We start from the raw sequence: 14,532 nt of genomic DNA on the forward strand, positions 1-14,532 counted from the left end.
GAACTTCAATTTTTTATTTTAGTAAATCATTTAAAGATTCCGACATAGTAGGATGGGTATACACTCTATCACGTAATACTTTATAGTCCATATTAAAATCCATTGCCAACGAAATAAGATTTATTAATTCATGAGATTCTGCACCATATAAAGAAGCTCCCAAAATCTTTTCAGTTTCTGCATCTATTATTACTTTAAAAATTCCTACTGTCTGATCAATAATATGGGCTTTAGGTATAGCTTTTACAGGTAAACTAAAAACTTTATAGTTTACTTTGCTTTTTTCTAGCTCTTTTTCTTTTATTCCAACACTTGAAAAAGGTGGTGTTATAAATACACTGTACGGTATATTACCTCTATTCATAGTATTTCTCTTTTTGTCACCATAAAGATAATCCACTATTATTCTATAATCATCTAAAGAAATATAGGTAAATTGTAGGCCCCCTTTTACATCGCCTATTGCCCAAATATTTTCCACAGATGTTTTTAAAAATTCATCTACAACAATAGCCCCATGACTATCCGTTTTTATATTTGTGTTTTCTAATCCTAAGGCATCTGTATTAGGTTTTCTACCTGTAGCTACAAGCAATTTAGACACTTCTACTTTCTTTATTTTACCAGCTTGAGTATATATTACTTCAGTATAATTATCCTTATCTATGATATGGTTTATAGATACGCCTAACTGAATATCAATTCCCTTATCTAAAAAATCTTTATATATTAATGTTGAGATATCTTCATCTTCTCTAGGTAAAAATTCAGAGCTAGCATCTAAAATACTAACTTTGCTTCCATAAGAATTAAACATTGATGCAAATTCTAACCCAATGTAACCAGCACCTATAATAACTATTTTTTCTGGTGCTATTACTTGTTCCATAGCAGTTGTAGAATCTAAAACATTCTTACTTTTATTTAACCCATCTATAGGTAATTTGATAGCTTTTGAGCCCGTATTAATAAAAATACGTTCACCTTTAACTTGTATTTTCGTATTATCTGTCTTAGTGATTTGTATGATTTTATCTGATAAAAATTTAGCTTTTCCATTTAAAATAGTTATATTCTCTTCCTCAAAAAGGTTATTGTAATTTTTTTCTCTCAGCTTACTTGTCAAACTATTTTTTATTGAATGTGCCGTTGACATATCTACATGTTTTTCTCCATTAATTATTAAAGATTTTGATGGTATACATCCTACATTAATGCATGTCCCTCCATACATTAGTTCAGATTCTTCAATCATCAATACCTCTTCACCACGCATAGCAATTTCTTTTGCTAGTGTTTTCCCTCCCTTTCCAAAACCGATAATTATATTTTTATATTTGTTCATAACAATCACTTCCTTTCTAAAATAATTTTATAAGGTTTTATTAAAGCTAGCAATTAGTTACTTTAAAGTAACCATATGGACCTATCTTTTTAACTCCTTTAATCCACATTAATTTCAGTGTCTAGCATTCTATTCATAAACCATTCCACTTGCTGTGGTGCGTCATGATCAAAGAAAGCAGATTCTTTCATGTCTAAATTCGCTATCTTTTCAATGTCTCCTTTTGAAAGCTCAAAATCAAAAATATCAATGTTTTCAGCCATTCGTTCAGGATGGACTGATTTTGCTAAAGCTACAATCCCTCTTTGCATTAGCCAGCGAAGCACAACTTGACCAATTGACTTGCCATATTGCTCACCGATTTCTTCTAATACTGGATTTTTGAATAGTTCATGGCGGCCTTCTGCAAATGGTGCCCAAGCTTCTATTTGTACTTCATATTTTTCGTGCCATTCCTGATCTTCAATTCGCTGATTCCATGGATTCACTTCAATTTGATTAATTTGAGGTTTTACTTCATTCAATCCAACAAACTCAATCATTTTAGCTGACTTGAAATTTGAAATTCCTATTGCACGCAATCTCCCTGCTTTTTGAGTAGCAACCATTGACCGCCATGCACCATAAATATCTCCATATGGTTGATGAATAAGATAAAGATCAAGATAATCCAATACCATTACTTTAAGAGAATGTTCAATCGTTTCCTTAGCTTTGCCCTCTGATGCTTGAAGAATAAACAATTTAGAGGTAATAAAAAGTTCATCTCTAGTGACCAGATCTTCATTGATGGCACGTTTGATTCCCTCACCTGTTTCTTTTTCATTTCCGTAAATAGAAGCTGTATCGATCAAACGGTATCCTGCTTTAATGGCTTGATAGACTGCTTCAGCTGTTTCTTCTAATGGAATTTGATACACACCAAATCCCAATTGAGGCATTTCTACACCATTATTCAAAGTAATTGTTTGCATATTGTTTTCCTCCTCTAATTTCTTTACATGTTCTATCCTAAATCTTAGAGTTAAATACATAAAAAGAAAAAAATTTATTTTTTTCGTTCCCATAGTTTTTCGACTTTATCAGGATCCAATTCACCAGCTTTAAATTTTGCAATATGATCCTCATATGTTTCTATCTTGTACACAAGTAATTCTCTTGTTTGTTGCATTTCCTCTAGCTTTTTATCTAATTCTACTAACTGTTCTTTTAAAATATGCTTCTGCGCATCTTCTACATTTTGTTTATCTCTAAGTTGTGCTAAAGTTGAAAATTCAATCAAAGATTCTATAGATAAGCCTGCATTACGAAGATTTTTTACTAAATAAACCCAATTTAAATCTTTAGTTTTATAGTCTCTATATCCACTACTGTTTCTTGATACAGGAGGTATTATTCCCACTCGTTCATAATATCTTAACGTATCTACTGTTAAATTAAACATTTCTGCTGCCTGTTTTATATTCATTATTGTCTTTACCTCCTTACTCTAAATGTGAAAAATCATGATTAATAATCTCTTCTAAGTAAAACTGATCATTCTCAAAACAAAATTTCATAATACTACAGTTACCAATAGGAGCTTGCGGTGTAATATCACTTAAATGCGCCCACTCTCTTATAAATTGCCTACAAGCTGCTCCATGTGAGACTACTAAAATAGTTTTACCTTGTTCTTTCTGCATAATATTTACTAAGCATTTTGTTACTCTTTTTCTAAACTCTATTTCTTCTTCACCACCATATTGTACAAAAAAATCTCTATAAGGTAATGGTGGATTTAAATATTCATGCTCCGCTTCTAATCTGCCAAAATTCCATTCTTTTAAGCCTTTATGCCTCTCATAGTTTATTTCTGTAATTAATTCTAATGTATCTGAAGCTCGTTCAAGAGTAGAAGTGTGTGCACCATCAAATACAATACCGTTTTTTTCAAAAAATTCTTTAGCTATCTTAGCTTGTTCAATTCCTTGTTTTGTTAAAGGAGAATCGCACCATCCTTGAATTTTTTTTTGTTGATTGAACAATGTTTGACCATGTCTCATTAAATAAAGTGTCTTTTTCATCTATCTAACTCCCTACTATCTATTTTTCATCATTATAAACCTTGAAGTTAACTTCAAGGCAACTGATTATGTTTTAAAATATATATCTATAATTTTTCACACAATATTAGCTAAAATAGAAAGTCTATTAATAAAATTTTATTAGATATTTCCGTTGAAATTATCTATAAATTTAATTTATACTATAGATAAATTAAAAATTCTATTCGGAGAACAAAATTATGAAAAAAAATCCACAATTACCTATTTGTGATGTAGAAACAACAGTTAAACTAGTTAATAGTAAATGGAAGGTCTTGATTATCCGGGATTTAATAACTGGTTCCAAAAGAAATAGTGAGTTAAAAAGATCATTGAGTGGAATTTCACAAAAAGTTTTGACAGCTAGTTTAAAGTCAATGATTAAAGATGGCCTTGTTGAACGTATTGATTTTAAAAAAAATCCACCCCATGTCGAATATAAATTAACTAAACTAGGAAATACATTATTACCTGTAATTGAATCTATGAGAGAGTGGGGAGAATTTTACAAAACACAAGTTAACATATAGTTACATTTTTGTACCTACTTCTCATTCTAAAAAAAATAAGCTATCCTTATATTATAGAAAATTAGGGAGCGTGAAAACATGGATATAGAAATGTTTGATTTTGAGCAAGTAAATGTAAATGCCAAACTTACTACTTTAAAAAAAGATATTGTTTTAAGAGTTGTAAAATCAAATAAAATAATGGAATTTGATGAAAATACCTACGCTAAAGTAACTAATTTTTCTTTTCATAATGGTATAATTGAAGTAAAAATGTTAAGTAGGTTATTGTCGAATGCTCCAAACTTTGCTCGAGGTTTTATCGGTATTGCATTCAGGATAAATGATGATGATTCTAAATTTGAATCTTTTTATATACGCCCTACCAATGGTCATAGCGAAGATCCTATAAGAAAGAATAGAGCAGTACAATATTTTTCATACCCCAACTATACCTTTGAATATTTTAGAAATCTTAATATAGCGGATTATGAAGGTTCAGCTGATATTAAGCTTAACGAATGGATTACTTTAAAAGCCATAATTCAAGAATCTAGAGGTGAATTTTATATAAACAATAATGAAACTCCTTCTTTGGTTGTAGAGAACATGAAACTTGGGGAGGCTGCTTCTGGTAGTATAGGATTGTTCGTTGATATCGGTACAGAAGCGTTTTTTAAAGATTTAAAAATTATAAAATTCGATTAAATAATAACAATTGCATGCAAAAAAAAGTCTGAAAAGCATTAACAATAATGTTCTCAGACTTTTTTTATAAACAGTTCAAAATATTCATTACATTGATTATTAACATTTAAATTACTTTAATGTTCTTACATTTTATGCTCTCTTTCAGGATTTTTTACTAAGTTAGCTCCTAATAATCCAAATAGGGAAGTAATAATTAAGCCAACGACCATTGCAACAAATCCCCAAATAGATGCTTTAGCTGTCGTGTTTGATGCATCCTCTGCCGCTTGTCTTGCTTCATCGATTGATTCTTTCAAATCATCTTTAGCTTTATCTAAATTAGTACGTGCAGTGTCAATTTGTTTTTGCGCTTCATCACTAGCTGTTTTTAATTCATTGTAAATATTATCTGTTGCTTGTTGAGCTTCTTCTTGAGATAAGTCGCTATTTTTCGCTACAGCATTCGCAATCGCGTTTTTATCTACGGAATCGCCAATTTTTTTCGCTTGGTCTTGTAAAGAATCCGCTGTAGAATCAAAAACCTTATCTGCATTTTCAGGATTTTTTATAATTTCTTTACCAGCATCTTTGATTTTATCAGTCGCTTCACTCATTTGATCTTTTAAATAATCTGGTTGAAGTTCTGGAACATCCGTATCTTTTAAATATTTATTTACATTATTTTGTAGTTCTTGTGTATTGACCGTGCCAATTTCATCAGTTACTTTATCAAAACCTTTTGAGATCGCATCGCCAGTAGTAGAAGCAACTGCCCCAACACTATCCCCTACACCAGAAGCAACATTTCCTAAAAGGGAACCGATTGCTGAAAATGTACTAACAGCTGTATAACTCACTAAAAGCATTACTACAATCATACTTGTTGCCCATGTTAAGAAACCGTGCAATAAACCAATTCTTTTAGCCGCTACACCAGATACAAATCCTGCAGCCATCAGAGATAACACAATAGTAATAATCGACCAAATAATGAGTCCAGTCCCAACTCCATCTAAAGGGTTACTTGATGTCGGTTTTAAAGTACCGAACCCAATCGCTGATCCAATAAGTCCAAGAGTCATAAAAATAGATAGAAATGTAATTACTCCAGCAAAAACTGATCCCCAAGAAATGTTTGTCCCCGCTTCATCGTCTGTAAAATAAGTTCTGAATCTTGTATTGCTTTTTTTCATTTTATATATCCTCCTAATTTTTATTTACAATAAAATTTTATAGGATGTTATTTATTTATACAAATATTTTGATTTTCTATAATTATAAAGAGTTATTAAAAACAATCTATAAAGAAATCTTTACAATTATTCAGCAAAAGAGATCAATAAATTAAAAGATGTGTCTCTATTAATATTCTATAAAAATTTTTCTATAGCAACTTTTTAATTTTACTTAAAAATGTTAAACGTATAATGAATTTGAACACTGTATAATAATATTTTGTATATTTTTTATCCTTAATTTAATATTTATTTAGAACTCGTACTAACAATGATATTGCTGGAACTATCATTGCTAATTTAACAATATATAAAAAATTCACTAAACTATTTTCCCAGCTAATTGGAATGACAATACCTAGAATATTCAAAAAAATGATTACTAAAAAATCACCTGCTAACGCAATAAAAATTTCAATCACATCTGATGTTCCTTTATAATCAAAAATTCTTTTCCAATAGTTAAGATATAGTTTAAACATATCATCATCTCCAATTTTAATTCCATAATAATTAGTACAAAAAAAAGTATGAACTTTTATTCCTATTTATTGTGTATATAAATTATGCCTAGAATAATCTCAAGCTTATCTCCTTCACTAAACATACAATTGTGAACTCGCTTTATTAATTATATAGATAGATGTAATTCTCAGATAAATTTATTTATATAAAAATCATTTTATTAAATCATTTTTTGTAAAATTAGAATAGGTACTCAAATACTATGTTAATGCATCTTCTTTAATGAAAGTATTGTAGAAGGTACTATCAATATTATAGGTATAAGGATTTCAATCATAGAACTATCTTGTTTGACCAAAGAAATATTGCATGTAAAAACTTGAGAAAATGAGCCAAAAAAATTGAAGCTAGCGTGTAATAATATAATTGTAAAAATATTGTTTCTCTTAGAATAAATTGTTCCTAAAATCATACCTAAACAAAACGTATAAAAAACTTGAGTTAGCGTTCCTTTAATTAACCATGGTTGATCTATCAAATTTAATAGATGTACTATACCAAAAAAAATAGACGATATTGTTACACTTACTCTAGGAGAATAAATACTAGATAGACGTGTTAAAACAATTCCTCTAAATAGTAATTCTTCAAAAACACCTGTAAAAAAGCATGTTAAAAGAAAAAAGAAAACATTTCTAATTTGAAAACCATCTAATTTATCACTAGAAATAGAACCTAAATTTATTAGAAAAAAAATTACCATTATCAAAATTAAGTAGCGTCCATCCCTAAAAAAAGATTTTAGAGTATTTTTTAAATTTTTATAACCAATTTTTACACTCAAAATACGAATACTAAAAAAAATAATAATTAATGGTAACGTATAAGTTAGTGCACCTTTAATTGTTAGTTCATTATTTTTTCCAAATAAAAAAGCACTTAATTGCAAACTTAATAAATTGATAACTATAACAGTCAATAACTCTATATTTAATTTAATTTTTTTATATTTATACACATAATACACCTTCTTATTAAAGTTTAATTTTCTCCATCTACACTTATACGTAAATTTCTTTATCGAACTTTAAGATATATATAATTGATATCGCTAATTAAGAATCCCAACTATTTACTTTTACCTTCAGATTTTAATATAAGGGAGGGTAATTTATATTGTATTAAATCTCACAAATCTTCTAAAATTCAATCACTAAATAGAGAAATGTAAAACTATGCTAATTTAACACATACATCTTTCAATATACTTCTGTCTAGAAATTAGCTATTTGTCAAACACTATTTTTAACTTATAATTTTATATCGATGCCTAATATATAATAATTAGGAACTTCTTTAATTTAAGAATTATAAAAATGTTATTCTTTTTGTGTAAATGTTATTTTTCCAGCATTATTGTTCTGAGAGCCCCATTTATTTACCATATCTTTTATATAAAAATTTCTCCCTAATATTTATAAAATAAAAATTATTGATTTTTTTAGCTAATGCGTATCTACGTCTATATGAATTTATTCATATTTTAAATTAATCAAACCTCCCTATTTCAAGAAAGGTTTGATTAACTTTGAATATAAATTAATATTTATCTATTCTAACTATTCACTTCTAAAAACAAACTGTTAAACCCATTAAAAATCCTATTAATTTCATGTTTTTGTACAACACTAATATTTTTTTATCAGTAATGAAATTTTTTTTATTGATCCACCATTTCTAACAACTCATTAGCAGCAAGAATCCCCAAATTATTAGCAGCAAGTGGACTATCTCCTGTTAATAGATTACGATCTTTATGAACTTGTCCTGTAATATCTTCATTGAGAACTTTTACTCCATTTTCTTCCAGTGTTTCTTGTAAACGCCATTTCAATAGTCCTGGCATATATCCAATTTCTTGATTAGCACCTTCATCCAAACTATCTGGAAAGACAGTCATTTCGTAACCATCAAAAAGAAAATCTCCGTCATTAAGAGTTGCAGCTAGCAATGCAGCAGGTCCATGACAAAGAGTCACTACTTTCTTATCATTGGTCATAGCCCAATTGAGAATGTCTTTGACTTCTTCACTTTCAGGAAGATTTAGCAACGCTCCATGACCACCAGGGAAGAAAACTGCCACATAAGGAGAATTATCGGCCATTACTTGAGGTAAAATTTCACTTAGCTTCAAAGGGTTCTCAAACTTAGGAAGGTAATCATGGTAAAAGTCCATCACAGCCTCGTCTTCTTCTGGCATAGCCCACATTTCTAACTTGATGGAGTTACCAGAAAGAGTAGCAACATCAATGTCGAACCCCGCTGCAGCCATGTGCATCATAGGTAGCAAAGTCTCTACAGGATGATTACCTGTAGAAAACAATTTCCCGTTTTGCACTTGGACATAGCGCTCATCTGATCCAATCATTAAAATCTTTAATTCTCCTCCAGAATAAGCCTTATTAAACTTATAGCCATCAAAAGGTGTAACTGGACTTGTATAAACACTCAATGAGTACTCTGATGGGAAATAAGCATTATGTTCTGCATAATCACGTACGGGCTTTTTACTTAATTCTGTCATTACTTTTCCTCTTTCCTATAAATAATCTAGCGAAAGTTTTATTTTTGTTAACTTAAAAATTTCTATAAATTTTTAATATACTCAGCATCTTACAAAAACGACTTTCACCATATACTATATTCCCAAAATCTCTTATTCGATTTTAGGTGGAAATATTTTACCATCTATTTTTTATCTATGACAACCATAATGCTCAATATGGTTTTAAAATAGAAAATCTAGAAATCAGCTTAAAATTATTGTAATATTTAAAACTATTTTTATTGTTCAATTCACTATTTTAAAAATTTTATAAAATTCCATAGTTTATTTTTTATAAATATAAACTATTAGCACACTCATATTTAACGAATTCATGGCGTTAAAATCTTTAACTATTTTAACCATCAGGAGAAACAGATATTGAAGTTATGATTTTTTTACTTGATTTATGGTTATTTATTTACTGGGTTGTTGATAATAAATAGAATATATTTATTATTCCTTAAAATAAACTAAAAAAAGTGTACAAAAAACAGTTCTTCTGTACACTTTCAAATACATTCGATAAAAAAATTTCTTTTATTTCTATAATTTGATAAGTAATAGATCTTAATAAATCGCAACCGCAAAGTTTCTTTCATTATATACACTTTCAAATGTATTCTTATCGATCCAATATTTACCAGAAATCGGATCCGATACGTGAAGTTTTTCTTTTTTTGAATCATAACCATCTAAAGTTACTGCATGATTATTATTTACTGCTCTACCAAAATTCCATATTCCCCATCGTGCCGGTTGAAATTTTATCGTTACCCAAGCAACAATTGGATTATTATTTTTCACTTCATTTAGTAATTCATCTAAAGAATGACCTGACATATCTTTTACATCACCATATGCTTGCCCCCATTTTACTAAAGGAATAGGATAGATAGCGGAATAAGTCCATGAGTTTTCAACAAAAGGACTACCTACAAATCCATCATAAGGATTTCCACTAGAAGAGATAGGGATTGTCTTCAAAAACTTGATTAAGTCCCAATCTGGAATTTTCCCTTTATACTGTAATCCTTGTAATAGTGAAGCTCCCTCACACCCACTAGGTGCTCCTAATGCATACTGATCATAATTTTTTACTCCAAGTAAATTATAATCTTCAGAAGCAAAAGCATTGGTACTCAGCATAAAGAATACTCCAACAACAGGCAAAATAAATGTTTTTTTCAGTATATTGACTATATCTTTATTTATACTCATTCACCTCTTTAAAATTTATTAAATGCGTAATCGTGCTGTTATTTTTTAAATTTAAAATGGATTAGACTGTGAAATACCAATTTGCAAGCGATCTAACGGTTCTCCAAAAATTCCTGCATAACTATCTAATCCCGGAATAGAACCATTATCTGCACTTACTTTTAACCATCCTGATCGTTTCGTAGTTTGTGAGCGATAGTATGCTTGTGATAATTTTTCTCCCTTAGAAGTTATATAGTTTAACTGAACACCATCAATTGCTTGTCCTTGAATACCTGCTACACCATTCACTGTATCATTTTTATTTCCTTTATTTACCCAAGCTAACCAGCCACTTTGAGCTGTATGAACACGATACTTCAATTCCCCTTTATCTACCTTAATATAAAGCATATCATGTTGCCGATTAGGATAACCTGCAAAACCATCATTAGTATTGTTAAAGTTTGTTACTTCCCCCAACCAAGATCCCCCAAGGACGTGTAAACCATAATGTACATTTGTTGTGAAATTTGTTGGTCCTGGATTTGGAGGTGTAGGCGTAGACCCTCCTTGAAGTATAGGAATTGGGTTAAACCAAGTGCCATCATCTTTATTCCAAGAAGAATGAGCAGCGCGCCATTCTTTCTTTGTCATTCCTAAATGTAAATGACTAGAAGTAAAGTTCCCTATAAGCTGTCCTTTTTTAACAGTTTGTCCCGTGCTAACTTTAATGTCCCCAACATTTCGGCTAAATTCTTGATAGATCACATTTGTATCTCCTGCTTGTAATACAATAAATGCGCCTAATGAACCTCCACCTACAGGATCCCAACCAGCATATAAAATTTTACCATCATGCACAGCATACACACTACCATTTCCATAGATAGCAGAGCCGAAGTCAAACCCATCATGGAAATAAGTGCCTCCTCGATCAAATGCGGTATTCCCAAATTGTTGTCCTTCTTCATATCTTCCCGCATATGGTTTGCCTAGTGGCCAAGACCAATCATTAGAAGCTGCATTGACAGAATAAGAAGAAAATGCCATAGAAACAACGATAGATAAAACCCCTAGAACAGAAATTAAAGTTTTTTTCACAGAAAACCCTCCTAATTAATATTAGTTACAAAACTAATGTACTGCTAGGTACGATATATTTCAAATAATTATACTAACACGATAACATTTTACAGAGCTCTAGAAGATATATCAAAACCAATATGCTGTTATTTATAAAAAAAGAAAAATATTTAAAATTCAAAAAGCATACATAAAAAGTAAACAGGTCAAAAGTTTTTTTAACTTCCGATCTGTTTACTTTTTTTAACTAAATTAGAAAAATCATGATTTATCGCTTGTAGAAATACAAAACTATTATTTTTATACCCAAACTCTAAAATACAACAATTTGAAAAGTTTATCTTTGAAACTTTTTCATACGCTAGCCATTTTTGTATAAATAGATACATAGCCCCCCCATGACTAACTGCCAAAACGTTCTGGTTATTTTCTTGTTCCATAATTTTAGTAAGTCCTTTGTTTATTCTTTCCTGCACCACTTTTGAAGACTCCCCGCCATAAGGCACAAAAGAATCACCATATGAAGTTTCCCCAATAGGTCTTTTAGGGTTTAAATATTCTCTTTCTCCTTCAAATATACCAAAATTCCATTCTTTTAGTTCCCTTATACGCTTATATTTTTTATTTCCTATAATTATTTCTAGTGTATCTGATGCACGCTCTTGTGTAGAGGAATAATAAGCATCTAATTTAATATTATGATTTTGGAAGTACTCTTTTGCAATTCTTGCTTGTTTTATTCCTACTTCAGTCAAAGGTGAGTCACTTGCTCCTTGAATTTTCCCTAATTTATTAAATAGCGTTTCACCATGTCGCATAAGATAAAGTTTCTTCATATTATCAGTCTCATCTGCTTTTGAATTTGTTGATTTATCAATCATCTACCATTCTCTTCCTTATCTATTGATTTTAGCACACGAGCGGGAACGCCACCTACTACAGTGTAGGGTGGAACATCTTTTGTGACGACCGCACCTGCTGCAACTACTGACCACTCACCAATCGTTACACCTGAAGTAATCGTAGCATTTGAACCAATCCATACGTTATTTTTTAACACAATTGGCGCATAATGATTTTTACGTTTATTCTTTGGAAATAGGTCGTGATTAATTGTAGCAAGTACTACATTATGTCCTATAAATACACCATCACCAATCACAATCCCACCTTGGTCTTGGAAATGTGTCCCTGAGTTTATAAAGACATTTTTGCCAAGTGTAATGTTTTTACCAAAGTCCGTATAAAAAGGTGGAAATATACGAAAAGTTTCATCTACTTTTTTTCCAATCAAGTAACTCATAATTTCTCGTAATTCCTCTTCTGAATGATACTTGGTATTCATTTCTATTCCAATTTTTATCGCTTCTTGATAAAGCTCCTCAGCATACGCATCTCGCTCTAAATCAACAGGAGCATCACTTCTGTACCCATTAATAACATCTTCAATACTTACTTTCATTATTAACACTCCTTTAGACTATCATAAAATTCATTTTTAACAGGCTCTAGCCATTCGTTTGATGTTTCTACCCCAGGCACTTCAATCGCTAAGTGGCTAAACCACCGATCTTTCTTTGCACCGTGCCAATGCTTTACATTGGCAGGTATTGTAATGGTATCCCCTGGCTTCAGGCTTTGTGCTTCTTTTCCTTCTTCTTGATACCAACCTTCACCATCTACGCATATCAAGATTTGGCCTCCTCCTGATTTCGCATGATGAATATGCCAATTATTACGGCAAGCTGGTTCAAACGTGACATTGGCAATAAACACTGTTTCTTTTGGATCAGTCAATGGTTTCAAATAACTTTGACCAATAAAGTATTCTGAATAAGCTGTGTTTAATTCCCCTTGACCAAACAATCCCCCATATTCTTCTTTGTTATGGTCCTCCACATACACTTCTTTCGCCAATCGAAACGCTGCCCAAGCATTCGGCCATCCTGCATAAAATGAAAGATGTGTTAATAATTCAGCCATTTCTGTCTTAGTTACACCATTTTTCCGAGCAGTTTCCAGATGATAGTTCAAAGATGAATCGATAACTCCCTTTGAAATGAGCGCCGTTATTGTCACAATAGAACGCATTTTCAAAGAAAGTTTATCTTCTCTTGCCCATACTTGACCAAACAACACATCATCATTCAGCTCAGCAAATTTGGGTGCAAATTCACCTAAAAAATCTCTTCCAGCAGTTTGTTTCTCAATCATTTACAAATTCCTCCTATCTTACTTCCAAATTTTGATAAAAAAATTCGGTCATTTTATCAAATGGAATGATGTCTATTTTGTCGTAGAGATCAGTGTGTGTTGCTTTAGGAATAATTAGCAACTCCTTGTTATCTCCTTGCAACTTCTTAAAAGCGTCTTCTGCGAAATATCGAGAATGAGCTTTTTCACCATGAATAATTAACACCGCACTAAAAATCTCATCACTATAAGACAGAAATTTAGTATTTAACAATGAAAGAGCAGACGTCATATTCCAACCTTCATTTGAGTTCAACGATCGCTTATGATAGCCGCGGTCTGTTTTGTAATAATCGAAATAATCTTTAATATAATAAGGCGCACTTTCTGACAAACTATCTAGAACACCACCCGAACGAGCATAATCCCCATTTTTGAAATCTTCAATACGTTGTGCATTGAGTTGTTGACGCATTTCATATCGACCATCCACATCAATAGAATCAAAATAACCATTAGCTGTTACACGAGACATATCATACATAGTCGAAACAACGGTTGCTTTTACTCTTGTATCAATTGCAGCTGCATTTAGTGCCATGCCGCCCCAACCGCAAATACCAATAATTCCAATTTTATCCTGAGCAACATTTTTTTGGACCGACAAGAAATCAACAGCCGCTTGGAAATCCTCAGTGTTAATATCGCCAGAAGCAACATTACGTGGGATCCCTCCACTTTCTCCAGTAAATGACGGATCAAAAGCTATCGTCAAAAAGCCCCGTTCTGCCATTGTTTGAGCATAAAGTCCTGATGATTGTTCTTTAACTGCCCCGAACGGACCGCACACAGCAATTGCAGAAAACTCTTCCGCTTGTCTTTTTGGTTCATATAAATCAGCAACTAGAGCTATTCCAAATCGATTAGTAAAAGTCACATTACGATGATTAACCTTATCGCTTTTTTGGAATACCTTATCCCATTTTTGAATCATTGTAGTATCTTCTAGCATCCTTGCTTTCCCTCCTATAGTTGACATTTAATTTTTTTAATAATACAATCTTACTACCTAAACTTAACTTTAGGTCAAGTCTGATTATAAAAATTTTTCAGGAGG

At 31.2% G+C, this 14,532-nt stretch carries 16 protein-coding genes; 2 read left to right on the forward strand and 14 right to left on the reverse strand.

Annotated features, from left to right (window positions below):
* Positions 1–13: 13 nt before the first annotated feature.
* The 4 genes from IGL93_RS11525 to IGL93_RS11540 all read right to left on the reverse strand — a co-directional run bounded on the left by IGL93_RS11525 (position 14) and on the right by IGL93_RS11540 (position 3,411).
* Positions 14–1,345: an FAD-dependent oxidoreductase gene (locus IGL93_RS11525; protein WP_002365232.1), complete on the reverse strand. Its 1,332-nt coding sequence runs from the start codon at positions 1,343–1,345 to the stop codon at positions 14–16.
* Between the two features lie 98 nt (positions 1,346–1,443).
* Entirely contained in the window at positions 1,444–2,379 is a 936-nt protein-coding gene (locus IGL93_RS11530) for an aldo/keto reductase (RefSeq protein WP_284954720.1), read from the reverse strand.
* 14 nt (positions 2,380–2,393) lie between these two features.
* Positions 2,394–2,813, reverse strand: a complete 420-nt coding sequence (locus IGL93_RS11535; RefSeq protein ID WP_002365234.1) for a MerR family transcriptional regulator — start codon at positions 2,811–2,813, stop codon at positions 2,394–2,396.
* Positions 2,814–2,829: 16 nt separating this feature from the next.
* Positions 2,830–3,411, reverse strand: coding sequence for a histidine phosphatase family protein (locus IGL93_RS11540; protein ID WP_002380883.1), 582 nt, complete (start codon positions 3,409–3,411; stop codon positions 2,830–2,832).
* 221 nt (positions 3,412–3,632) lie between these two features.
* On the opposite strand from IGL93_RS11540, the gene IGL93_RS11545 reads away from it, so the two are divergent.
* Together IGL93_RS11545 and IGL93_RS11550 are read left to right on the forward strand one after the other, a co-directional pair.
* Entirely contained in the window at positions 3,633–3,962 is a 330-nt protein-coding gene (locus tag IGL93_RS11545) for a winged helix-turn-helix transcriptional regulator (protein ID WP_284954713.1), read from the forward strand.
* A gap of 78 nt (positions 3,963–4,040) precedes the next feature.
* Positions 4,041–4,649 carry a hypothetical protein gene (locus IGL93_RS11550; RefSeq protein ID WP_002371732.1) on the forward strand — a complete coding sequence of 203 codons (609 nt, stop codon included), beginning with the start codon at positions 4,041–4,043 and terminating at the stop codon, positions 4,647–4,649.
* Between the two features lie 125 nt (positions 4,650–4,774).
* On the opposite strand, the gene IGL93_RS11555 is transcribed toward IGL93_RS11550, so the two are convergent.
* The 10 genes from IGL93_RS11555 to IGL93_RS11600 all read right to left on the reverse strand — a co-directional run bounded on the left by IGL93_RS11555 (position 4,775) and on the right by IGL93_RS11600 (position 14,454).
* Complete coding sequence (locus tag IGL93_RS11555) at positions 4,775–5,824, reverse strand: hypothetical protein (RefSeq protein WP_002394282.1); 1,050 nt, start codon at positions 5,822–5,824, stop codon at positions 4,775–4,777.
* Positions 5,825–6,108: 284 nt separating this feature from the next.
* Positions 6,109–6,348: a hypothetical protein gene (locus tag IGL93_RS11560; RefSeq protein ID WP_002394283.1), complete on the reverse strand. Its 240-nt coding sequence runs from the start codon at positions 6,346–6,348 to the stop codon at positions 6,109–6,111.
* Positions 6,349–6,596: 248 nt separating this feature from the next.
* Positions 6,597–7,349, reverse strand: coding sequence for a CPBP family intramembrane glutamic endopeptidase (locus IGL93_RS11565; RefSeq protein WP_002394284.1), 753 nt, complete (start codon positions 7,347–7,349; stop codon positions 6,597–6,599).
* Positions 7,350–8,051: 702 nt separating this feature from the next.
* Positions 8,052–8,915 carry a glyoxalase III HchA gene (gene hchA / locus IGL93_RS11570; RefSeq protein ID WP_002365242.1) on the reverse strand — a complete coding sequence of 288 codons (864 nt, stop codon included), beginning with the start codon at positions 8,913–8,915 and terminating at the stop codon, positions 8,052–8,054.
* A 591-nt stretch (positions 8,916–9,506) separates the two neighbouring features.
* A complete protein-coding gene (locus tag IGL93_RS11575; RefSeq protein WP_002410051.1) occupies positions 9,507–10,157 on the reverse strand; it encodes a C39 family peptidase in 651 nt (216 codons plus the stop codon).
* A 51-nt stretch (positions 10,158–10,208) separates the two neighbouring features.
* The gene (locus IGL93_RS11580; protein WP_002410050.1) at positions 10,209–11,240 is read right to left on the reverse strand and encodes a M23 family metallopeptidase; all 1,032 of its coding nucleotides are present in this window, start codon (positions 11,238–11,240) and stop codon (positions 10,209–10,211) included.
* Between the two features lie 200 nt (positions 11,241–11,440).
* Positions 11,441–12,103, reverse strand: a complete 663-nt coding sequence (locus IGL93_RS11585) for a histidine phosphatase family protein (RefSeq protein WP_284954711.1) — start codon at positions 12,101–12,103, stop codon at positions 11,441–11,443.
* A complete protein-coding gene (locus tag IGL93_RS11590; protein WP_002365246.1) occupies positions 12,100–12,684 on the reverse strand; it encodes an acyltransferase in 585 nt (194 codons plus the stop codon). The genes IGL93_RS11585 and IGL93_RS11590 overlap by 4 nt, the downstream gene beginning before the upstream one ends.
* A gap of 2 nt (positions 12,685–12,686) precedes the next feature.
* Entirely contained in the window at positions 12,687–13,436 is a 750-nt protein-coding gene (locus IGL93_RS11595) for a carboxymuconolactone decarboxylase family protein (protein WP_284954710.1), read from the reverse strand.
* A 13-nt stretch (positions 13,437–13,449) separates the two neighbouring features.
* Entirely contained in the window at positions 13,450–14,454 is a 1,005-nt protein-coding gene (locus IGL93_RS11600; protein ID WP_425150788.1) for an alpha/beta hydrolase, read from the reverse strand.
* Positions 14,455–14,532: the final 78 nt, after the last annotated feature.

The sequence above is a fragment of the Enterococcus sp. DIV1328a genome (assembly GCF_050536905.1).
Lineage (GTDB): Bacteria > Bacillota > Bacilli > Lactobacillales > Enterococcaceae > Enterococcus > Enterococcus faecalis.